Origin of the sequence: Phenylobacterium sp. LjRoot219, assembly GCF_964252995.1 — a bacterium.
Lineage (GTDB): Bacteria > Pseudomonadota > Alphaproteobacteria > Caulobacterales > Caulobacteraceae > Phenylobacterium.
This window is the reverse complement of record NZ_CAXUQI020000001.1, coordinates 1,273,678-1,293,971: the sequence shown is the minus strand read 5'-3', so window position 1 is coordinate 1,293,971 and position 20,294 is coordinate 1,273,678. Positions and strand designations below refer to the sequence as shown.

The 20,294-nt window shown below is 71.1% G+C and carries 19 protein-coding genes; 11 read left to right on the top strand and 8 right to left on the bottom strand.

What is annotated here, in order from left to right; genetic code table 11:
- The first annotated feature begins 9 nt into the window (after positions 1-9).
- Together ACSQ14_RS06360 and ACSQ14_RS06355 are read left to right on the top strand one after the other, a co-directional pair.
- Positions 10-1,635 (top strand): GMC family oxidoreductase, encoded by a 1,626-nt coding sequence (locus ACSQ14_RS06360; RefSeq protein WP_436010861.1) that lies wholly within the window; start codon positions 10-12, stop codon positions 1,633-1,635.
- 151 nt (positions 1,636-1,786) lie between these two features.
- Positions 1,787-3,379: a phosphotransferase gene (locus tag ACSQ14_RS06355; RefSeq protein ID WP_436010859.1), complete on the top strand. Its 1,593-nt coding sequence runs from the start codon at positions 1,787-1,789 to the stop codon at positions 3,377-3,379.
- Between the two features lie 27 nt (positions 3,380-3,406).
- Here ACSQ14_RS06355 and ACSQ14_RS06350 read toward each other — a convergent pair whose 3' ends face one another.
- Complete coding sequence (locus ACSQ14_RS06350; protein ID WP_436010857.1) at positions 3,407-4,165, bottom strand: competence/damage-inducible protein A; 759 nt, start codon at positions 4,163-4,165, stop codon at positions 3,407-3,409.
- Positions 4,166-4,245: 80 nt separating this feature from the next.
- Here ACSQ14_RS06350 and sfsA point away from each other — a divergent pair, with 80 nt between their 5' ends.
- From sfsA to ACSQ14_RS06335, 3 genes are all read left to right on the top strand, one after another.
- On the top strand, positions 4,246-4,944 hold the full coding sequence (gene sfsA / locus ACSQ14_RS06345; protein ID WP_436010855.1) for a DNA/RNA nuclease SfsA: 699 nt from the start codon (positions 4,246-4,248) through the stop codon (positions 4,942-4,944).
- A 69-nt stretch (positions 4,945-5,013) separates the two neighbouring features.
- A complete protein-coding gene (locus tag ACSQ14_RS06340; protein ID WP_436010853.1) occupies positions 5,014-5,637 on the top strand; it encodes a TetR/AcrR family transcriptional regulator in 624 nt (207 codons plus the stop codon).
- 151 nt (positions 5,638-5,788) lie between these two features.
- On the top strand, positions 5,789-7,351 hold the full coding sequence (locus ACSQ14_RS06335) for a cytochrome P450 (protein WP_436010851.1): 1,563 nt from the start codon (positions 5,789-5,791) through the stop codon (positions 7,349-7,351).
- A gap of 15 nt (positions 7,352-7,366) precedes the next feature.
- Here the strand turns inward: ACSQ14_RS06335 and ACSQ14_RS06330 are convergent, their stop codons facing one another.
- Positions 7,367-8,122 carry an SDR family NAD(P)-dependent oxidoreductase gene (locus ACSQ14_RS06330; RefSeq protein WP_436010849.1) on the bottom strand — a complete coding sequence of 252 codons (756 nt, stop codon included), beginning with the start codon at positions 8,120-8,122 and terminating at the stop codon, positions 7,367-7,369.
- A gap of 215 nt (positions 8,123-8,337) precedes the next feature.
- Here ACSQ14_RS06330 and ACSQ14_RS06325 point away from each other — a divergent pair, with 215 nt between their 5' ends.
- Entirely contained in the window at positions 8,338-9,591 is a 1,254-nt protein-coding gene (locus tag ACSQ14_RS06325) for a cytochrome P450 (protein WP_436010847.1), read from the top strand.
- A gap of 99 nt (positions 9,592-9,690) precedes the next feature.
- On the top strand, positions 9,691-10,512 hold the full coding sequence (gene map / locus ACSQ14_RS06320) for a type I methionyl aminopeptidase (RefSeq protein WP_436010845.1): 822 nt from the start codon (positions 9,691-9,693) through the stop codon (positions 10,510-10,512).
- 30 nt (positions 10,513-10,542) lie between these two features.
- Here map and ACSQ14_RS06315 read toward each other — a convergent pair whose 3' ends face one another.
- Entirely contained in the window at positions 10,543-10,851 is a 309-nt protein-coding gene (locus ACSQ14_RS06315) for a putative quinol monooxygenase (RefSeq protein ID WP_436010843.1), read from the bottom strand.
- 111 nt (positions 10,852-10,962) lie between these two features.
- On the opposite strand from ACSQ14_RS06315, the gene radC reads away from it, so the two are divergent.
- Positions 10,963-11,712 (top strand): RadC family protein, encoded by a 750-nt coding sequence (gene radC, locus ACSQ14_RS06310; protein ID WP_436010841.1) that lies wholly within the window; start codon positions 10,963-10,965, stop codon positions 11,710-11,712.
- Positions 11,713-11,718: 6 nt separating this feature from the next.
- Here the strand turns inward: radC and ACSQ14_RS06305 are convergent, their stop codons facing one another.
- The gene (locus ACSQ14_RS06305) at positions 11,719-12,726 is read right to left on the bottom strand and encodes a CorA family divalent cation transporter (RefSeq protein WP_436010839.1); all 1,008 of its coding nucleotides are present in this window, start codon (positions 12,724-12,726) and stop codon (positions 11,719-11,721) included.
- A gap of 220 nt (positions 12,727-12,946) precedes the next feature.
- Positions 12,947-14,326, bottom strand: coding sequence for an HWE histidine kinase domain-containing protein (locus tag ACSQ14_RS06300; RefSeq protein WP_436010837.1), 1,380 nt, complete (start codon positions 14,324-14,326; stop codon positions 12,947-12,949).
- Positions 14,327-14,503: 177 nt separating this feature from the next.
- Between ACSQ14_RS06300 and ACSQ14_RS06295 the strand changes: the two genes are divergently transcribed.
- Positions 14,504-15,142, top strand: coding sequence for a DUF4142 domain-containing protein (locus ACSQ14_RS06295; RefSeq protein WP_436010835.1), 639 nt, complete (start codon positions 14,504-14,506; stop codon positions 15,140-15,142).
- Positions 15,143-15,190: 48 nt separating this feature from the next.
- Here the strand turns inward: ACSQ14_RS06295 and ACSQ14_RS06290 are convergent, their stop codons facing one another.
- Positions 15,191-15,973 (bottom strand): glycosyltransferase family 2 protein, encoded by a 783-nt coding sequence (locus ACSQ14_RS06290; RefSeq protein WP_436010833.1) that lies wholly within the window; start codon positions 15,971-15,973, stop codon positions 15,191-15,193.
- Between the two features lie 108 nt (positions 15,974-16,081).
- Positions 16,082-17,200: a mechanosensitive ion channel family protein gene (locus ACSQ14_RS06285; RefSeq protein WP_436010831.1), complete on the bottom strand. Its 1,119-nt coding sequence runs from the start codon at positions 17,198-17,200 to the stop codon at positions 16,082-16,084.
- A 96-nt stretch (positions 17,201-17,296) separates the two neighbouring features.
- Here ACSQ14_RS06285 and ACSQ14_RS06280 point away from each other — a divergent pair, with 96 nt between their 5' ends.
- Together ACSQ14_RS06280 and ACSQ14_RS06275 are read left to right on the top strand one after the other, a co-directional pair.
- Positions 17,297-18,193 carry a hypothetical protein gene (locus ACSQ14_RS06280; RefSeq protein ID WP_436010829.1) on the top strand — a complete coding sequence of 299 codons (897 nt, stop codon included), beginning with the start codon at positions 17,297-17,299 and terminating at the stop codon, positions 18,191-18,193.
- A complete protein-coding gene (locus ACSQ14_RS06275; protein ID WP_436010827.1) occupies positions 18,090-18,794 on the top strand; it encodes an alpha-ketoglutarate-dependent dioxygenase AlkB in 705 nt (234 codons plus the stop codon). The genes ACSQ14_RS06280 and ACSQ14_RS06275 overlap by 104 nt, the downstream gene beginning before the upstream one ends.
- Positions 18,795-18,803: 9 nt before the next feature.
- Here ACSQ14_RS06275 and ACSQ14_RS06270 read toward each other — a convergent pair whose 3' ends face one another.
- Positions 18,804-20,213, bottom strand: coding sequence for a L,D-transpeptidase family protein (locus ACSQ14_RS06270; protein WP_436010826.1), 1,410 nt, complete (start codon positions 20,211-20,213; stop codon positions 18,804-18,806).
- Positions 20,214-20,294: the final 81 nt, after the last annotated feature.

The window sequence follows — 20,294 nt, the reverse complement described above, 5'->3', positions numbered from 1 at the left end:
GGGACGGCAGTGAGCGAGCAGGCGCAGGACTTCGGGACCTACGACTACGTCATCGCTGGCGCCGGCTCGGCCGGCTGCCTGCTGGCCAACCGGCTGTCGGCCGATCCGAACACCCGCGTGCTGGTGCTGGAAGCCGGCGGCCAGGACGACTGGATCTGGTTCCACATCCCGGTCGGTTACCTCTACGCGATCGGCAATCCGCGCGCCGACTGGATGTTCGAGACCGAGGCCGAGCCGGGGCTCGCCGGCCGCAGGCTGGCCTATCCGCGCGGCAAGGTGATCGGCGGCAGCTCGGCGATCAACGCGATGATCTACATGCGCGGCCAGGCGGCGGACTACGACGGCTGGCGCCAGCTTGGCCTGACCGGCTGGGGCTGGGACGACGTCCTTCCCTACTTCCTGCGCCACGAAGACCACATGGCTCCGCCGGGCGAGCACCACCGCGCCGGCGGCGAATGGCGGGTGGAGCATCCGCGGGTGCGCTGGGAGATCCTCGACGCCATCCGCGAGGCCGGGGCCACGGCGGGCATCGCGCCGATCGACGACTTCAACTGCGGCGACAACGCCGGCTCCTCCTACTTCCAGGTCAACCAGCGGGCCGGCCGGCGCTGGAGCGCGGCGCGCGGTTTCCTGAAGCCGGCCCTCAAGCGGCCGAACCTGCGGCTGGAGACCGGCGTCGAGGTCGAGCGCGTCACCTTCGACGGCCGCCGGGCGACCGGGCTGGTGTTCCGGCGCGGCGCCGAGCGCTTCACGGTGCGGGCCGCCGGCGAAGTGATCCTGGCGACCGGCGCGGTCGGCTCGCCGAAGCTCCTGCAGCTGTCCGGCGTCGGCGACGCCGCGGCGCTGCGCGCCCTGGACGTGCCGGTGGTCCACGAGCTGCCGGGCGTCGGCGGCAACCTGCAGGACCATTTGCAGATCCGTCCGGTGTTCAAGGTCAGCGGGGTGCGCACCCTCAACACCGACTACGCCAATCTCGTCCGCCGCGCCGGCATGGCGCTGCAGTACGCGCTGTTCCACACCGGCCCGCTGACCATGGCCCCGTCGCAGCTCGGCATGTTCGCCCGCTCCTCGCCGGACTATGCGACGCCGAACCTGCAGTTCCACTTCCAGCCGCTGTCGCTCGACAAATGGGGCGACGGCCTGCACCCGTTCGCCGCCTTCACCGCCAGCGTCTGCAACCTTCGGCCGACCAGCCGCGGCCGCGTCGGCCTGGCCAGCGCCGATCCCTCGGCCAAGCCGGTCATCGCCCCGGGCTATCTCTCCACCGACGAGGACCAGCGGGTGGCGGTCGACTCGCTCCGGCTGGTGCGCCGCATCGCCGCCCAGGCGCCGCTGGCCAAGTTCCGCCCGCAGGAGTTCCGCCCCGGCCCCGCCGCCGAGACCGACGCCGAGCTGCTGCAGGCCGCCGCCGAGCTCGCCACCACCATCTTCCACCCGGTCGGCACCTGCGCGATGGGCGCCGAGGGGGATCCGCACGCCGTACTCGACGCGCGGCTGCGGGTGCGCGGCCTGGAGGGCCTGCGGGTCATCGACGCCTCGGCCATGCCGAGGATCACCTCCGGCAACACCAACTCGCCGACCCTGATGATCGCCGAGAAGGGCGCCGCCATGGTGCTGGAGGACGCCCGGCGCTGAGCGTGAGCGTCTAGCCGCACCCTGAGCGGCGGCAGAATCGTCCTAGCTTCGCCGCCGAGATGAAGCGGCTGGTGTTCGACCTCGACGGGACGCTGATCCACGACGATCCGTCGGTGGACTACGCCGCGCGGCGGCCGACGGAGCTGCGGACGTGACCGTCCGGCTGATCATGTCCGGGGCGCTGGTCGGCCAGGAGCTTGCGGCCGAGTTCGGGCCGTTGCCGCCGGCCTTCCTGCCGGTCGGTGTCCAGCGGCTCTACGAGCTGCAGCTCAAGGCGTTGGCCGGCGCCGGACCGGTGCACCTGGTGCTGCCCGAGACCTTCGCCGCCCCGCCGGCCGATCTCACGCGGCTGGCCGAGCTCGGCGTCGAGATCATCCCCGCGCCGGAGGGGCTGAGCCTCGGCGAGGCGGTGGTCTATGCGCTCAACACCATCGGCGCCGGCGACGTCGCCGTCCACCTGCTGCACGGCGACACCCTGATCGCCGAGCCGCCGTTGCACGACCACGACGTAATCGTCGCCGGCCCGCGCTCGACCGAATACGCCTGGGCGGAGATGGCGATCGACGCCGACGGCCGCGTCCGGTCGCTGGTCAACACCCCCGCCGGCGAGGAAGGCCACGAGGGCTGGCCGATCGCGGCGGGCTATTTCGCCTTCGCCTCGGCGCTCGACCTGCTGCGGGCGCTGACCCGCGAGCGCGGCGACTTCATCGCCGGCCTGAACCACTACCTGGCCGGCCGGGCGGTCCAGGCTGTGGACGCCGCCGACTGGCTCGACTTCGGCCACCTGACGACCTTCTTCCAGTCGCGGCTGGCGGTGACCACCGCGCGCGCCTTCAACACGGTGCGGATCGACGGGCTGTCCGCGCGCAAATCGAGCGAGGACGCCGCCAAGATCCGCGCCGAGGCGCACTGGCTGCAGGCCGCCCCGCCCAGGGTGCAGCTCTATTGCGCCCGCCTGGTGGGCTTCGGCCTGGAGCAGGGCCAAGCCTACTACGAGACCGAATACGAGTTCCTGCCGGTGCTCTCGGAGCTGTTCGTCTACGGCGCGGTGGGCCGCAAGCCGTGGCTGCGGATCCTGGCCTCGTGCGAGGAGCTGCTGCGGGCGCTGGCCGCGACCCGCGGCGGCGGTTGCGGCGACGCGGCGTTGCGCGCGCTGGCCGTCGACAAGACGCTGGCCCGGCTCGAGGCCTACGCCCGCGCCGGCGGCGTGCGGATCGACGCGCCGCTCAGCTACGCCGGCCGGCCCTGCCCCTCGCTGCTGGAGATCGCCGAGCGGCTGGTCCCGGCGATGGACCTGGCCAGCGGCCGGACCGCCTGCGCCATGCACGGCGACCTCGGCTTCTCGAACCTGCTCTACGACAGCCGCAACCGGCGCATCAAAGCCCTCGATCCGCGCGGCGCGATCGAGCAGCAGCCCAGCGTCTACGGCGATCTGCGCTACGACCTCGCCAAGCTCGGCCACTCGATCGTCGGGCGCTACGACCAGATCGTCGCCGGCCGCTGCCGGCTGACGCGCGACGGCGGCGACTATGACCTGGCGTTCGAGCCGGTCGCCTGCCAGCCGTGGCTCGCCGCGGCGCTCGGCGACCTCGCGGTCGACGGCGTCAGCGGACTGTCGGAGCCGGTGCGCGCGGTGACCGTCAGCCTGTTCCTGTCGATGCTGCCGCTGCACGCCGACCGGCCGGACCGTCAGCAGGCGTTCGTCGCCAACGCCCTGCGGCTGTGGACCGAACTCGACCGCTGATCGCCGCCCCGGTCGAGGCGCGGGGCCTCAGGCCTCGATCTCGGCCACGTCGGCGATGCCCGCCGCCTTGAGCGCGGCGATCAGCTCGCCGACGGCTGCGGCGATCTCCGCCGGATCCCGGCCCCTCAGCACCAGATTGGAGCCGAACCGGCCCGGCTCGAAGAACGGATAGCTGCCGAGCGACATCTCCGGATGCGCCCGGGCGACCGCCTCCAGCGGCGCGGCGATCACGCCTTCGCCTGAGCCCTCGACGCGCACCGTCCGCGACTGGGTCACCGCCCCACCCTTCAGCCGGTGGCCGACGTCCTGCAGCATGCCGCGCATGATCTGCGGCACCCCGGCGAGGACGAAGACATTGCCGATGGTGAAACCCGGCGGGCCGTTCACCGGATTGATCACCAGCTCGCCGCCTTCGGGCACGCGCGCCATCCGGCGGCGGGCCGGCGTCAGTTCGTACTTCGCCTGCATCATCTGCAGGATGTCCGGATGCTCATACAGCTCGACGCCGAACGCCGCGGCCACCGCGTCGGCGGTGATGTCGTCGTGGGTCGGCCCGATCCCGCCAGTGGTGATGACGTAGTCGTAGCGGCTGCGCAGCGCGTTCAGCGCCTCGACGATCACCTCGATCACATCCGGCACGGTGCGGGCCTCGGCGACGTCGACACCGTGAACGCCAAGGTAGGCGGCGATGTCGCCCAGGTTGGTGTCCCGGGTGCGGCCTGAAAGGATCTCGTCGCCGATGATCAGCACCGCGGCGGTGACCCGCGCTTCCTGCCCGCTCGCCATCGGCCGATCCCTCGCCTAAATCCAGTGTGCCCCAGCGCCCAAGCTTTCGGGGGTGTCGCCCCTACGGACTAAAACCATCGATGGACTTCCCGCAACCGCTGACGCGCGGCCGGCTCGTGCGCCGCTACAAACGCTTCTTCGCCGACGTGGTGCTGGAGGACGGGACCGAGCTCACCGCCCACTGCCCGAACCCGGGCGCCATGCTCGGCCTGAACGCCGAGGGCCTGGCCTGCTGGCTGTCGAAGTCGGCCGACCCCAAGCGCAAGCTCGCCCACACCCTGGAGATGGTCGAGGCCGACGGGGCGCTGACGGTGGTCAACACCCTGCACCCCAACCGGCTGGTCGCCGAGGCGCTGGCGGCCGACGCCATCCCCGAACTCGCCGGCTACGCCACTCACCGGCGTGAGGTGCGCTACGGCGCGGCCAGCCGGGTCGACTTCCTGCTGGAGGGCCCGGACCGGCCGGCCGCCTGGGTCGAGGTGAAGGGCGTCACCCTGCACCGCGGCGCCGGCCTCGCCGAATGGCCCGACTGCGTCTCCGCGCGCGGCGCGCGGCACATGCACGAACTCGCCGAGATGGCGCGGCTTGGCGACCGGGCGGTGGTGCTGTTCGTCGTGCAGCGCGCCGACTGCGACCGCTTCGCCGTGGCCCACGACCTGGATCCGGCCTTCGCTGCGGCGCTCGCCCGAGTCCGCGCCGAGGGGGTCGAAGTGCTGGTCTACGGCTGCGACGTCAGCCCCGAACGGGTGACGCTGCAGCGCGCGATCGGCATGGCCTGACGCCGATTAGGCGCGCCTTGCGGTCTGGCCTATAGACGCCGGATCGCCCCGGGGGCGGACGAGGGAAAGATGACGCGCAGGCAGAAGGTCGGTCTAGAGAGTTCCGCGACGCGGATCGCGTTGCTCGACGCCGCCGAACTGTTGATGCGGGAAGAAGGCTACGCCGCCGTGACCTCGCGCCGGATCGGCGCCACGGCCGGGGTCAAGCCGCAACTGGTCCATTACTACTTCCGCACGATGGACGACCTGTTCATCGCCCTATTCCAGCGGCGCGCCGAACGCGGCGTGGAGGCTGCGGCGCAGGCGATGGAATCCGACACCCCGCTGCGCGCGCTGTGGGACCAGAGCCGCGATCCGACCGACGTCGCCATGAACCTCGAGTTCATGGCCCTGGCCAACCACCGCAAGGCGCTGCGCGTCGAGATGGGCCTGTTCGGCGAGCGTCTGCGGAAGATCCAGCAGGACGCCCTCGCCCGCCACTTCCAGCGGCGCGGGATCGACCCGCAGATTTCGCCCGGAGTGGTCACCCTGATCATGGCCGGCGTCGGCTCGGTGCTGGTGCTCGAGGCGACGATCAACATGTCGAACGCCCACGAGGCCACCGAGGCCCTGGTCGAGGACTACCTGCGCCGGTTCGAGGCCGCCGAGGCCGTCCTGCCGCAGATCAAGCCGCGCGCGCCGACCGCCGGCTGAGCCCGAACGCCGAAGATGCTCCCCTGTTAAGGAGGATCTAAGCCGTTCCGACTTCACATTTTGGCGATCGCCAAATTGCCTTGACGCCCGCGACGCCCGCCGCCTAAGCAGGTGCTCAGCCCCTAGCGGATCGCACTCCTGAGGTCGCCCGATGAACGCGCTGAGTGAAGCTCCGGTCCACTGGGACCCGTACAATCCCAAGTATTTCGCCAACCCCTATCCGGTCTTCCGCCGCCTTCGCGAAGAAGCGCCGGTCTATTACAACGAAGAGTACGAATTCTACGCCGTCAGCCGCTACGACGACGTTCAGAACGGACTGGCTGACCGCGACACCTTCATCTCCGGCCGGGGCGGCGTTCTCGAGTTCATCAAGTCCAACATCCCGGTGCCGAAGGGCGTCTTCATCTTCGAGGACCCGCCGCTGCACGGCATCCACCGCGGCGCGCTCACCCGGGTCTTCACACCGAAGCGGATGACGGCGCTGGAGCCTCAGATCCGCGACTTCTGCGCCAAGGCGCTCGACCCGTTGGTCGAGGGCGGCGAGTTCAACTTCATCGAGGACCTCGGCAAGGAGATGCCGATGCGGGTCATCGGCATGCTGCTGGGCATCCCCGAGGAGGACCTCAAGGTCGTCCAGGAGAATGCGGACGCCAACCTGCGCACCGAGCCCGGAAAGCCGATGGAGGTGTCGCAGCACAACTTCATGGGCGAGGGCTTCGCCGAATACATAGCCTGGCGGGCCAAGCATCCGTCCGACGACCTGATGACGGAGTTGCTGAGCGCCGAGATCGTCGACGAGACGGGCCAGACGCGGCGCCTCTCCCACGAAGAGATCATCATCTTCTGCAGCATCCTGGCCGGCGCCGGCAACGAGACCACCAACCGGCTGATCGGCTGGACCGGCAAGGTCCTGGCCGAGCACCCCGACCAGCGCCGCCAGATCTACGAAAACCGCGGCCTGATCCCGCAGGCGATCGAGGAACTGCTGCGTTTCGAAGCTCCCGGCCCGTCGGTGGCGCGCTATGTGGCGAAGGACACCGAGATCCGCGGGACCAAGATCGCCGCCGGCAGCGCGGTCTGCTTCCTGGTGGCGTCGGCCAACCGCGACGCCGACAAGTTCGCCAACGGCGAGCAGTTCGACATCAACCGCGAGCGCGTGCCGCACCTGACCTTCGGCCACGGCTTCCACGTCTGCATCGGCAATGCACTGGCCCGCGTCGAAGGCCGGGTGGCGCTGGACGAGATCCTCAAGCGCTTCCCCGAATGGGACGTGGATCTGGAGAACGCCCGCCTCTCGTCGACCTCGACCGTGCGCGGCTGGGAGACCTTGCCGGCCTTCACGCCGAAAGCGCGCGCCCGCCGCGCCGCCGCGCCGACGCCGGCCAAGCCCGCCGCGGCGGAGGCGGGGCCGGAACGGCTGCCCGGCGCCGAGGCCTGGCAGATCACCCTGCAGACGCCGATGGGCCCGCAGGAGATGACCGCCCAGTTCGTGCGCGACGGCGACGCCTTCACCGGCCGGATCGACAGCCCGATGGGCTCGGAGGTGATCACCGACGGCAGGATCGCCGGCGACGCCCTGACCTGGACGATGGAGGCGAAGAAGCCGGCGCCTATCAAGCTCAGCTTCGAGGTCGTCGTGACCGGCGACGAGCTCGCCGGCTCCGCCAAGCTGGGCATGTTCGGCAAGGCGCAGCTCAGCGGGCGACGGGCCTAGCCCGGCGGCGGCGGCTCAGACCAGCACCGCCCCGCCGTCCACCGAATAGACCCCGCCGGTCTGGAAGGCGGCCTCGTCGCTGAGCAGATAGGCGATCAGGCCCGCGACCTCCGCGGCCTGCGCGAACCGCGGCATCGGGAAGCCGGCGCAGACCTCGGCTTCGTGCTCGCGGTAGGCAGGCGACAGGATCGGCGTGTCCACCAGCCCCGGGCAGATTGCGTTGACGCGGATGTTGTCGCGGCCATGCTCAATCGCCGCGACCTTGGTCAGCGTCAGAATCCCCGCCTTGGACGTGCCATAGGCGGCGGTGTTCGCCGGCGGCTTCAGCGCGCCCTTCGACGAGGTGTTGACGATCGCCCCGCCCTCGCCCTGCTCGACCATCCGGCGCAACACCGCCTTCAGCCCCAGGAACACGCCGCGCAGGTTGACGCCCAGCACCCGGTCGAACTCGCCGGCCTCCATGTCGACGATCGGCGTCAGCTTCCCGAGGATGCCGGCGTTGTTGACGAACAGCTGCACGCCCCCGAACCGCTCGACCGCCGCGCGGACATAGGCCTCGCAATCCGCCTCGACGGCGACGTCGGCGGCGACCGCGTGGAAGCGTCCGGTATCGGCCGGCGCACAGACGCGACGGGCGGCCTCCGCATCCAGGTCCACCCCGACCACCTGGCAGCCCTCGTCGAGCAGCCGGCTCACCGCCGCCGCGCCGATCCCGCTGGCGGCGCCGGTGACGATCGCCGTCTTGCCGCCCAGGCCCCGCAGTCCCGCCATCGCCGTCGCCTCCGTCGCCTGATCCGACCACGAGGCTATGAGCCGGGCGAACGCCGGCAATGACCAGCGGCGCAGGCGCTCTTGCTCCGGCTCGTCGCCGACGATTGCAGCGCGGGTCAAGCCACCGACGCTGTGCGACCGCCAAAACCACGCTAACCTCTCCGCTGCCGAACCGCGCGACCCGAGGCGCGGACGGCCCGGGCGGAGGAACGGACATGCAGTCAGCGGCGGAGCTCGATCTCCCTCATCTCGCGATGGAAGACCCCGCCTTTGCGGTGGACCCCTTCGCCCAGTTCGACGCCGCACGGGCGCGCCATCCCTGGCTGGCGAAAGCCACCTTCGGCTACGTGGTGACCGAATACGAGGCGATCAAAGACCTGCTGTCGATGGACGAGCGCTTCCGCACCGCGCACGAGGGCGTGGTGCAACTGATGGACGCCGAGGGCACCGCCTGGGGCCGCTTCCAGCGCGAACAGATCCTCGCCCTGTCGGGGGATTCGCATAAGCGCATCCGCGACGTGCTGGCGCCGATGTTCACCCCGCGCGCGGCCAACGAGCACCGCCAGCTGATGCGCCAGGTGGTCTCCGACCTGCTCGACGAGTGGGCCCCGAAGGGCGCCTTCGACTTCGAGGAGTTCGCCTCCTTCTTCCCGGTCACGGTCATGTGCAGCCTGATCGGCGCCTCGCCGAGCGAGCTGCCGCGGCTGCGCTCGTCGCTAGAGGCCCTGGGCCTCAGCTTCAACCTGATCCCCGACTTCCTGCCGAAGCTGGAGCAGGGCATGGAGATCCTCGACGCCTTTGTCCGCCAGCTGGTCGCCGACCGCCGCGCCGGGCGGCGGCCGGGCCCGCAGCGCGACCTGTTGGACGCCCTGGTCGAGGCCAGCGACGCCGGCGACCTGAGCGACGACGAGCTCTACAACCTGTTGGTCTTCCTGTTCGTCGCCGGCTACGACACCTCGAAGAACGTGCTGACCCTGATCATGCACGTGCTGATGGACCGGCCTGAAGACTATGTCCGCTGCGCCGAAGACCGCGCCTTCTGCGGCAAGGTGCTGGAAGAGACGCTGCGCTACCACAACCCGGCGACCATCTCGCGCCTGACCGACGAAGACCTGGTCTATCGCGACGTCGTCTTCCCGAAGGACACCATGCTGTTCTTCCCGGTCAGCGTCGCTAGCCGCGATCCAAAGTCGATCCCCGAGCCCGAATCCTTCCAGCCCGAGCGCACGCACGACAACCGGCACATGGCCTTCGGTCGCGGCATGCACATCTGCCTGGGCCAGTTCATCGCCCGCGCCCAGATCGAAGAGGGCCTGCACCTGATCGCCCAGCGGATCACCGCGCCGAAGCTGGCCGGCCCGGTCGGGCGGCGGCCCTTCCCCGGCGTCTGGGGCCTCCGCGGCCTGCCGATCGTGTTCACCCCGGCGCCGCGCCCGGAACCACAGCCCGCGACGGCGAGCGAAGCCTGATCACGTTGATGCGTCGCGCCAGTTGAATTCCGCGACGGGATTGCGACATAAGCGCATTCTCAACTGGCGATCCGGCGTGCGGATTGTGGAGCCTGGCCGATGCATACCGACGCCCTCGACACCGAATACCGCACCGGCCAGATCAAGCTGCACACGCCGGAAGACTTCGAGGGCATGCGCCGCGCCGGCCGCTTGGTCGCCGAGTGCCTCGACATGCTGGTGCCCTACGTCGTGCCGGGCGTGGTCACCGACAAGCTCGATGCGCTGGCCCGCGAGTTCACCCTCGACAATGGCGGCCTGCCCGCCTGCCTGGGCTATCGCGGCTACACCAAGACGCTCTGCATCAGCCCCAACCACGTGGTCTGCCACGGCATCCCCGGCGACCGGACGCTGCGCGAAGGCGACATCGTCAACATCGACCACACCGTGGTGGTCGACGGCTGGTACGGCGATAGCTCGCGGATGTTCGGCGTCGGCGAGGTCGCGCCGCGCGCCAAGCGGCTGATCGAAATCACCTACGAGGCGCTGCAGCGCGGCCTGGACGCGGTGAAGCCCGGCGCCCGCACCGGCGACATCGGCCACGCCATCCAGACCTATGTGGAGAGCATGCGCTGCTCGGTGGTGCGCGACTTCTGCGGCCACGGCTTGGGCCGGGTGTTCCACGACGCCCCGAACATCCTGCACTTCGGCCAGCCGGGCGCCGGCGAGGAGCTGAAGCCCGGCATGTTCTTCACCATCGAGCCGATGGTGAACCTCGGCAAGCACCCGGTGAAGCTGCTCGCCGACGGCTGGACGGCGGTGACCCGCGACAAGTCGCTGTCGGCCCAGTGCGAGCACTCGGTCGCCGTGACCGAGACCGGCATCGAGATCTTCACCCAGTCGCCGGCCGGCCTGTTCCAGCCGCCGGTGCAGGGCGGCTAAGGCCCCGCCCCGCTCCCGCCGGCTGAGGCCTCAGGCCTCGACCAGCACGTTCGGCCAGACATGGGTCTCCATCGCGGTGACCATCTGCGCCATGCCGTCCATCGCGCCCTGCTCGGTGCGCCAGGCGATGTACTTGCGGTAGGCCTCCTCGCTCTCCCAGCGCTCGACGAACAGCACCTTGGTCGGGTCGTCCTTGTGCTGGACGATGCGGATGCTGCGGAAGCCGGGGAAGGTCGTGGTGCCCTCCAGCAGCATCGGCGCGGCCTGCACGAACATGTCGACCGCCTCCGGCTTGAGGGTCATGTGGAACGTGATCGTCACGCCGTCGCTGCTGGCCATGCGTCCTCCCGAACGTCTCTGATGGACTTTGTCCGCACAGCTGACACCGCCGTTCGGCGACGATCAACCCTGGCCTTGCGCAACTCGAACAAATACGGAACATTGGGCGACATGGACCGCCGGCCCGCCCTCGAGGACGCCTCGCCGCAACCCGACCTGTGGGCCGCGCCGGCGCGCGCGTCCGCGCCCAAGCCGCACTATCTGGGGCATCGCGAACGCCTGCGGGAACGCGCGGACACCGCCGGCTTCACCGGGCTGCCCGATTACGAGCTGCTCGAACTGCTGCTGTTCCGCTCGGTCCCGCGCGGCGACGTCAAGCCGCTGGCCAAGCAGCTGATCGCCCGCTTCGGCTCGCTGGGCGCGGTGCTCGCCGCCGGCCCGGAAGCGCTGAAGCAGGTGCGTGGCGTCGGCGAGGCGGTCGCCCGCGACCTGACCCTGGTGCACGAGGCGGCGCTGCGCGCGGCGCGTGAGCAGGTCGCCCGCCGCCCGGTGATCTCCTCCTGGTCGGCGCTGCTCGCCTATGTGAAGGCCGCGCTGGCGCACGAGCCGCGCGAGCAGGTCCGCGTGCTGTTCCTCGACAAGAAGAACCAGCTGATCGTCGACGAGGTGGTCGGCCGCGGCACGGTGGATCACGCGCCGCTCTACCCGCGCGAACTGATGCGCCGGGCGCTGGAGCTGTCGGCCAGTTCGCTGATCATCGTCCACAACCACCCGTCCGGTGATCCGACCCCCTCCTCGGCCGACGTCGAGATCACCCGCCAGATCGTCGAGGCCGGCCGCACGCTGCGGATCGCGGTGCACGACCACCTGGTGGTCGGCCGCGACGGCATCGCCAGCTTCAAGGCGCTGGGCTTGCTTTAGGCCCGCTCACATCCCCAGCCGGCGGAGCAGCAGCAGGGCGGCGCCGACGACCAGCGCGCAGAGCGCCGCCGCCGCGGCGAAGCCGCCCGGCGAATGGGCGAAGGGGATCCCCTCCAGGTTCATGCCGAACGCCCCGGTGACAAGGGTCGGCGGGATCAGCAGGGTCGAGAGGATGGTCAGCGCCCGCATGCTGCGGTTGGTGGCGCTGTTGATCAGGGTGTCGATCTCCTCGTGCAGCAGGCGGCCGCGCTCCTGCAGCACGCCGGTGTCGCGATCGACGTCGTCGACCGCCGCGATCAGCTCCGCCAAATCCTCGGACAGCGCCGCGACGCGGCGGCCCTTGCGGCGGCCGGCGTGGGCGCGGGCCAGCGCGTTGCGCAGCCCCTGCAGTTCGCGGCGATAGCGGGCGATGCTGCGCCGCAGCTTGCTGAGGCCGGTGTCGCGCGGATTGCCCGGCTCGGTGAGCACATAGTCCTCGATCCCGGCGAGCTGCTGGGCGAGGTCCTCGACCAGGCTCTCCACCCGGTCGATGTAGCTCTCCACGTGGGCGACGATGGTCGCGCCCGGCGAACCGAAAGCCTCGCCGGCCTGGGCCTGGCGGCGCAGGTCGTCGACCGCAAGCAGCGGATGCAGCCGCCCGGTCAGCAGCCGGCGGCCGTCGAGCGCGAACACCAGCCGGCCGGCGCCCTGCGGCCGGCCGGAGAAGTCGCGCTCGAGGTCCGGCAGCACGCCGAACACCCAGCCCTCGTCCTCGGCGATCTGCACCCGGGTCTCGCCGGTGACGAACAGCTCCAGGGCTTCGGCCGGCAGCCCGGCGACCCGCCGCAGCAGCGCCACCGCCCGCACGTCGCCAAGCCCAAGGTGCGTCCAGGCCCAGTCGCCCGGACGCTCGGCCAGCGCCGAGCACGGGTCCGCCAGCGTCCGCGCCCCGTCCGCACCGAACGCAAAGGCGCAGATGACGCCGGACGCCGGGCCGTCCCGCTCCTCGATTACCCGCGCCGCCTGAGCCGCCATGGGTGAGCTTTGCGACGCACCGATGACAGTCGTGCGACAGCCGTCACCCGCCCCAGCAGCGGAATCCGCCGGCCGAACTGTCATAGGATGGAGGTCGAGAACCCGACCTATGAGACGAAGATTGTGTCGACGTTCCGCGCCCGCATCCCCCGGGACGTCGAACGGACCGGCCCGGTCACAAACGAGCCCCACTCCAGTCGGGCCGGTCCTCCCGGGGGGCTCAAAAACCCCCCGGCACGTCCGTCGGCGCCTCCAGGGCGCTCGCCGGCAACACCAGCTCACAGATCAGGCCCTGCGGCCGCCAGTCCAACCGGGTCTCGCCGCCGATCGGCCCCGATAGCGCGCGACCCAGCAAGGTCGTGCCCAATCCGCGGCGCGCCGGCGCCCGGACCAGCGGACCGCCGGTCTCGCGCCAGGTGAGGCGCAGCTCGCCGGCGGCGTCACGGCTCCAGCGGACCTCGACGCGCCCCTCCGGCGCGGACAGCGCCCCGTACTTGGCGGCGTTGGTGGCCAGTTCGTGCAGCGCCATGGCGACCGACTGCGCCGCGGCGGGCGCCAGGGCGACGGACGGACCCTGCAGCGCCACGCGCCCCTCGTCGCCGAGGCTGAAGGGCAGCAACTCCTCCTCGACCAGCCGCCGCAGGTCGGCGCCCTCCCAGCGGGCGTTGGCCAGCAACTGGTGGGCGCGGGCCAGCGCATTGACCCGGCCGGTGATCACCCGCTTCAGGGTTGAGGCGTCGTCGGCCTGGCTGAGCGCCACCGTGCCCTGCACCACCGCCAGCAGGTTGTTCGCCCGGTGGTCGACCTCGCGCGCCAGCAGCCGCATCCGCTCCTCGGCGGCCTTGCGCGCGCTGACGTCCTGCACCGCGCCGACGAAGCGGGTCGGCGCCACGCCGTCCTTGCCCGGCTCGAACACCGCCCGGCCCATCGCGTGGATCCAGCGCACCTCGCCGCCGGCGCGGACGATCCGGTATTCGTGAGGCCGGTGGTCGCGCGGCTCCGGCGCGGCCGCGCGGGCGGCCGCCAGATAGCCGACGTGCGCATCCTCCGGATGGGTCGCGGCGCGGACCATGTCGTAGGTCACCAGCTCGTTGGCCCCGAAGCCGTAGATGCGCTTGGCCTCGTCCGAGCAGAACATCTCGCCGGTCTGCGGCCGCCACTCCCAGACGCCGACCTGGGCCGCCGCCGTCGCCAGGTCCAGCCGCTCCTGGCTTTCGCGCAGCGCCAGCGCCGTCGTCCGATAGGCCGCGGCGGCGGCGATCACCAAGGCGCCCGAGAGCACGTATAGCGACATGCTCGCCGCGGCCGTGGGCCCGAGCAGCCAGCTGTCCGTCGGCGTCAGCAGCGGCCAGCTGAACAGCCCGCCGACCAGCAGAGTGATGAAGCCGGCCTGCCAGCCGGCCAGCCCGGTGGCGAGTAGGATCGCCGGGAACAGCAGCATGAATCGCGCGACGTCGGGGATCACCAGGGCGATCATCCAACGCATGCCGAAGGCGAGGGCCGCGAGCGCGCCCCCCACCACAATCTGCACCACCGGAGCCGGCGCCAGGCACTTCAGACGCCCCGGCAGGTCGAATGAGCTCAGTCGACCGATCACCACCTAGGTCCCCTCGGAGCGAATTTGTTTGCCCGGGCGCGGCGCGAGGTCAACTGCGGCAGGCCCGCAGCGGCCCACCGAAGGCCTGTACGGGCCCCCTGCACGCAAATGTGATCAAAACCGGAACCGCGTCGGCGAAGGCGGGTTCTCCTGCCCAGGGACAAACCCAGGGAGACGCCCATGAGACGCGCACTGCTTCTGGCCGCCGCGGCGGCCACCGCCCTTTCGCTCGCCGCCTGCAACAAGCGCCCCGCCGAAGGCAACACCGCCGAGGCGAACACGGCGGCGATGAACGCCACCGCCCCGGGCCAATCGGGGCCGGTGAACGCCGCTCAGGACGCCATGGGCGCCGCGGTCGGCGCGACCTCGGCGGCGACCGTCGGCGCGCGCGACACCGACGCCTTCGTGCAGAACGCCGTCGAGGGCAACATGTACGAGATTAAGGCGGCGGCGATCGCCGCGGAGCGCTCGACCTCGGCCGACGTCAAGGCGTTCGCCAAGATGATGACCGTCGACCACACCGCGCTGCAAAACCAGCTCAAGCCGTTGATCACCAAGGCCGGTAAGACCGCGCCGACGGAGCTCGACCAGCGCCGCCAGGGCTTCCTCGACAACCTGAAGGCCGCCAGCGCGGCCGACTTCAACAAGGTCTACCTCGACCAGCAGGTCGCCGGGCACGAGGAGACGCTGACCCTGATGAAGGGCTACGCCGAGCACGGCGACAATGCGGAGCTCAAGGCGGCGGCGGCCAAGACCGCGCCGAAGGTCCAGGCCCACCTCGACAAGGCCAAGGCGCTGCAGGCCAAGGCCGGGGCCTGAAGCCTTAAATGAACCTGCCGGCGGCCGCGCTCGCGCCGGCCGCCGGCCTCAGGCCCGGGCCGCCGCCGGCGCGGCCGCGCGCAGGCGCAGGATCTCCTTGGCCTTCAGGTGCGAGATCACCGGGTAGAGGGCGGCCATCAGCGAGATCATAAAGCCGAGGTCGCCGTCGCGGCGGCCCTTGCGGCCGACGTAGCACTTCCAAAACCGGCGGAAGCCGCGGAACACATTGTCCCACAGCCCACCAGCGTCGCCGCTGTCGGCCAGGTCGGTCGCGCGCAGGGTCGTGTAGCGGTTGAGGCGCATGACCATGTCGCTGAGGTCGTCGTCGACGTAGTGCAGCAGCGGCGAACGGAGCGCGCCCGCATAGGCCCCGTCAAAGACCACGCCGGGATGCACGCGGTCGGCCTTCCAGCGCTTCGCGCCGCGCCGATAGAGCCGGGCCCCTAGGGTCGTGCCGAAGCTGCCGCCCCAGCCGAAGCGGACCAGCACGTCGCCGACGTAGTTGTCGAGCGGCACCTTGAACCAGTCGCCCTTGGTCGCGGCGACCGCGGCGCGGATCTCGGCGGCGAGTTCAGGGGTGACGTGCTCGTCGCAATCCACCTCGAGGATCCAGTCGCCGCGGCAGACCGCCAGCCCGGCCTCCTTGCGCGCGCTCTCCAGCGGGAAGGCGCCCTCGACCACCCGGGCGCCGGCCTGGCGTGCGACGGCGGCGGTGGCGTCGCCGCAGCGATCGGCCACGACCACGACTTCGTCGAAGCCGTTCAGCTTGGCGAGGCAGGCGCCGATCCGGGCTTCCTCGTCGTGCGCGCACACCAGGGCCGAGATTTTCACCGGCCGCCTCCCCTGCCGTCGAATCGTGCAGGCCTTATAGGGCACGGCAAGGTTGCAAGCGAAGCCTACTCGGGACGGGCGGGACGCAAGGCCGCAGGCGGTGTCGGGCTACTGCGGCCGCGGCGTCGGCTCGGGCGCGGCGGCCGCCTCGTTCCAGCCGGCCGCCGGTGCGACCTCCAACCGCTCGTGCGGCAAGGCCTCGTCCTTGAGGCCACGGATCATCGCCTCGCGCACGATGCAGCGCAGATCGAACAGCCGGCCCGGGCTGGTCGCGCTCATCAGCAGGCGCAACTCCACGCAGGTCTCCCGGGCCTCGGTGACCTGTAGGGCGTTGACCCGGCGGTCCCACAGCGGCGAGGCGCTGAGGATCTCGGTCAGCCGCGCGCGCAACGGCTCGATCGGGGTGTCGTAGGCGACGTACAGCATCACCGATCCGGTCTGGGCGGCGGTGTCGCGCGTCCAGTTCTGGAACGGCTTCTGCAGGAAATAGGTCAGCGGCAGCACCATCCGGCGCTCGTCCCAGAGCTTCACCACGACATAGGTCGCGGTGATCTCCTCGACATTGCCGACCTCGTTCTCGACCACCACCTGGTCGTCCAGCCGGATCGGCTGGGTGGCGGCGATCTGGATGCCGGCCAGCAGGTTGGACAGCAGCGGCTGGAGCGCCAGGCCGACGAAGATGCCCGCCGCCCCGCCCGCGGCGAGCAGGCTCACGCCCCACTGGCGGACCTGGTTGATGGTCATCAGCGCCAGCCCGGCGGTGAGGATCACCACCAGCACGCTCGCCGCCCGCTGCAGGATGCGCACCTGGGTCAGGTGTTTCCGCGCCAGCAGGTTGTCGGCGACGTTGACCTGGGTGCGGCGCAGGAACAGGGCCGCCGCCACGTCGACCGCGATCATCGCCATCCAGCCCAGCACGATGATGAAGCCGATCGCGAAGACGTGCTGCACGAACGCCGTCTGCGGACCGGAGAGCGGCGAGGCCGCCAGCGCGGCGCTCAGCGCGACGATCGCCATCGCCATCCGGGTCGGCCCGCGGGTGCGCACGATCAGCGGCCGCCAGAACTCGCCGCGGCCGCGGATCCCCCGGCGCACCAGGCGCATGATCAGGAAGTGGATGATCAGCGCCGCCAGCAGGGCGATGGCCATCGCCACCAGGGTGAAGACCCAGGGCGGGGCCCAGGCGAAGTAGGGCTGCAGCCGTTTCAGCGAGGAGACAAGATCCATCGACGGTCCATGGCGGCGCCCCCGCCGTCGCCTTGAAACTCACGGGCCCGGCAGAGGTTCACTTGTCTGACGCCCCTTGACCGCCTGGAGACCGCCATGGCCGCGCCCGCTCGGATCCTGCTGCAAACCACCATTCCGTCGGTCGACGACGACTGGTCGATCGCGCGCTTCAGCCGCCTGGCGACGCTGCTCGCCGACGTGCGCGACAGCGAAGGCGCGCCGCTGTTCGAGGTGGTCGCCCGCGATCGCGCGACGGCCGACGGCGCCGACCCGGTGCTGGCCAGGCTCGACGAGAGCGACTTCGCCGCCCTGTGGCTGTTCGCCGTCGATACCGGCGACGGGCTGACCGCCGACGAATGCGCCGCCATCAGCCGCTTTCGCCGCCGCGGCGGCGGGCTGATGGTCACCCGCGACCACATGGACCTCGGCTCTTCCGTCTGCACCCTAGGCGGCGTCGGCGCGGCGCACTTCTTCCACAGCCGCAACCTGGACCCGGACGAGACCCGGCACGCCAACGACGACACCGAGACGCCGGACATCCAGTGGCCGAACTACCATTCCGGGGCGAACGGCGACGCCCAGGAGGTCGCCAGCGTCGGGCCGGTGCATCCGGTGCTGCGCGACCCGGCGGCGGCCGGCGCCCCGCTGCGCTATCTGCCGGCCCATCCGCACGAGGGCGCGGTCGGCGCGCCGGCCGACGATCCGAGCGCGCGGGTGATCGTCACCGGCCGCAGCCAGACGACCGGCAGCACCTTCAACATCGCCGTCGCCTTCGAGCCCTCGGCGGACGGCGGGCCGGCGATCGCCGAGTCGACCTTCCATCATTTCGCCGACTACAACTGGGAGCCGGCCGACGGCGCGCCGAGCTTCGTCAGCGAGCCGCCGGGACATGGCCTGGCCGCCTCGCCCGAGGCGCGGCGACAGGTGCGCCAGTACGCAGTCAACGTCGCCTGCTGGACCGCCGGCCTGCCGCCGACGACAGCCCCGATCTGAGAGCCGCGCCCTGGTTCAGCCAAGCCTCTTCGACGTCCCGCCCCCCGGCCTGCCGGAAGGCCTGGTCTATCGGCCCGACCTCCTCTCCGCCGAGGAGGAGGCCGCCTATGTCGAGCACCTGCGGGCGCTGCCGTTCGCCGCCTTCCGCTTTCACGGGTTCGAGGGCAATCGCCGGGTCGTCTCGTTCGGCTGGCGCTACGACTTCGAGCAGGGCGGACTGAAACGGGCCGAGCCGTTCCCCGGCTGGCTGCAGGCGCTGGCGGCGCGCGCCGCGGCCTTCGCCGGCCTGCCGCCGGAGGCGTTCGTGCACGCCCTGCTGACCGAGTACACGCCGGGCGCCGGCATCGGCTGGCACCGCGACCGGCCGCAGTTCCAGGACGTGGTCGGGGTCTCGTTCCTCGCGCCCTGCCGGTTCCGGTTCCGCCTGCGCGAGAGCGCGGGCTGGCGGCGGGCGGCGTTCACCGCCGAGCCGCGCTCGGCCTATCTGCTGCGCGGCCCCGCCCGCCAGGCCTGGGAGCACTCGATCCCGCCGATGGAGACGCTGCGCTACTCGATCACCTTCCGCAGCTTCCGGCCCGACGTGCGGCTCCCGGCGATCTAATCCAGCACGCTAGCGGCTGGCGAGCTCCGCCGACTTGTCGAGCTGCGAGATCAGCGCCGGATCGCGGCCGTAGATGTCCTTGCGCAGGCTCAGGCCCTGCGAGGTCGGCGCGGCGGTGAAGTAGACGAGGTAGACCGGCACCGGCTCGGGCAGGTCGACGCGGGTCTCCGGCGGCCCGGGCTCTTCGCCCTCGGCGACCACCGCCTCGTCCAGCAGCCACTTGGCCAGACGGGTGGCGTCCTCCAGGCGCACGCAGCCGGCGCTGGCCAGCCGCTCGTCGCCGTCGAACAGGTTCCGGATCGGGCTGTCGTGCAGATAGACGCCCAGCTCGTTGGGGAACATGAACTTCACCTGCCCCATCATGTTGCCGGGACCCGGCAGCTGACGGACGCGCACGTCGCGCTTGCCGGCGGCGACCGCGCGCCAGTTGACCTGGGACGGATCGAGCCGTTCCGGATTGTCGCCCCAGTCCGATAGCGCCTCGAACTTCTGCGCCTCGAAGTAGCCGAGGCCGCGTTTGACGACCTTCGGCGCGACCGACTTGGCGATCAGGTCCGGCGGCACGTTCCAGTAGGGGCGGAAGACCGCGAAGCGGACCACCGCGGCCATGGTCGGCGTCGGCGCGTTCGGCCGTCCGACCACCACCTTCATGCCGTCGGTCGGCTCGCCGTCCTCATAGGTCCAGAGCCGTTGGGCGGCGATGTCGACCAGGATGTAGCGGCGGCCCAGCTCGACCGGCAGCGCCCGCGCGCGCTCCAGGTTGGCGCGGATCACCGGCACGTTGGCGCCGTCGTGGGCGATCTCGTCGGCGAGCGCCGCGCGCAGCCGCATGTAGATGGAATTCATCTTCGCCACGGAGGCGATCCCGGCCTTCAGCGATGGCGCGCTGGCGACGCTGTCCAGCACTTCGCGGCGGGTCATCACCGGCGAGCGGAACTTGGCATCGCTGTAGAGCACCTCGGCGGCGGGCTTCGGGCGATGCAGGTCCGCGCCCCAGGAGGCCAGCGCCGCCGTCAGCGCCAGCTCGGCGCTCGCCTGCTCGTCGCGGTCGTGGCGAGCGCGCTGCACCGCCTCGGTCAGTTCGTCCGGCTGATAGTGCGCAGGGTCGAGCCCGTCCGCGGCGGCGCCGCGCAGCCGGGCGATGAACTGCTTCGCTTCCGGCGAGATCTTGCCGCGCTGGAACCACAGCGGACGGCCTTCTCGGGCTTCGTAAAAGGCCGCGAGATCAGGATCGGCGTCGGGCGCCGACAGCCTGGCCGACATGCCCTCGCTGAACGGTCCCGCCTCGGCGGCGTAGAGGCTGGCGGCGGCGGCGCCTGAGACCGGCAGCGTCATCGGCGCGGTCATGCCGCCCGCGACTACGATCAGCGCCAGCAACCAGCTGGATCGCGCCTTGGACTGGCCCGAACGATACCCCACCGCCATACCCCTCAGCGCCTGTCGCCGAAGGTCGCGCGGTCGTTGGTCATCGACGCGGGCCTCCGGTTCATTGCGCACAGC

Bases quoted from the DNA above. Each gene is read 5' to 3' on its own strand.
- ACSQ14_RS06325 (WP_436010847.1), top strand. From the start codon at position 8,338: ATGCAGTCAGCGGCGGAGCTCGATCTCCCTCATCTCGCGATGGAAGAC.
- ACSQ14_RS06285 (WP_436010831.1), bottom strand. From the start codon at position 17,200: ATGGATCTTGTCTCCTCGCTGAAACGGCTGCAGCCCTACTTCGCCTGG.
- ACSQ14_RS06340 (WP_436010853.1), top strand. From the start codon at position 5,014: ATGACGCGCAGGCAGAAGGTCGGTCTAGAGAGTTCCGCGACGCGGATC.
- ACSQ14_RS06330 (WP_436010849.1), bottom strand. From the start codon at position 8,122: ATGGCGGGACTGCGGGGCCTGGGCGGCAAGACGGCGATCGTCACCGGC.
- ACSQ14_RS06275 (WP_436010827.1), top strand. From the start codon at position 18,090: ATGGCCTGGCCGCCTCGCCCGAGGCGCGGCGACAGGTGCGCCAGTACG.
- ACSQ14_RS06335 (WP_436010851.1), top strand. From the start codon at position 5,789: ATGAACGCGCTGAGTGAAGCTCCGGTCCACTGGGACCCGTACAATCCC.
- map (WP_436010845.1), top strand. From the start codon at position 9,691: ATGCATACCGACGCCCTCGACACCGAATACCGCACCGGCCAGATCAAG.
- ACSQ14_RS06350 (WP_436010857.1), bottom strand. From the start codon at position 4,165: ATGGCGAGCGGGCAGGAAGCGCGGGTCACCGCCGCGGTGCTGATCATC.
- sfsA (WP_436010855.1), top strand. From the start codon at position 4,246: ATGGACTTCCCGCAACCGCTGACGCGCGGCCGGCTCGTGCGCCGCTAC.
- ACSQ14_RS06305 (WP_436010839.1), bottom strand. From the start codon at position 12,726: ATGGCGGCTCAGGCGGCGCGGGTAATCGAGGAGCGGGACGGCCCGGCG.
- ACSQ14_RS06280 (WP_436010829.1), top strand. From the start codon at position 17,297: ATGGCCGCGCCCGCTCGGATCCTGCTGCAAACCACCATTCCGTCGGTC.
- radC (WP_436010841.1), top strand. From the start codon at position 10,963: ATGGACCGCCGGCCCGCCCTCGAGGACGCCTCGCCGCAACCCGACCTG.
- ACSQ14_RS06315 (WP_436010843.1), bottom strand. From the start codon at position 10,851: ATGGCCAGCAGCGACGGCGTGACGATCACGTTCCACATGACCCTCAAG.
- ACSQ14_RS06295 (WP_436010835.1), top strand. From the start codon at position 14,504: ATGAGACGCGCACTGCTTCTGGCCGCCGCGGCGGCCACCGCCCTTTCG.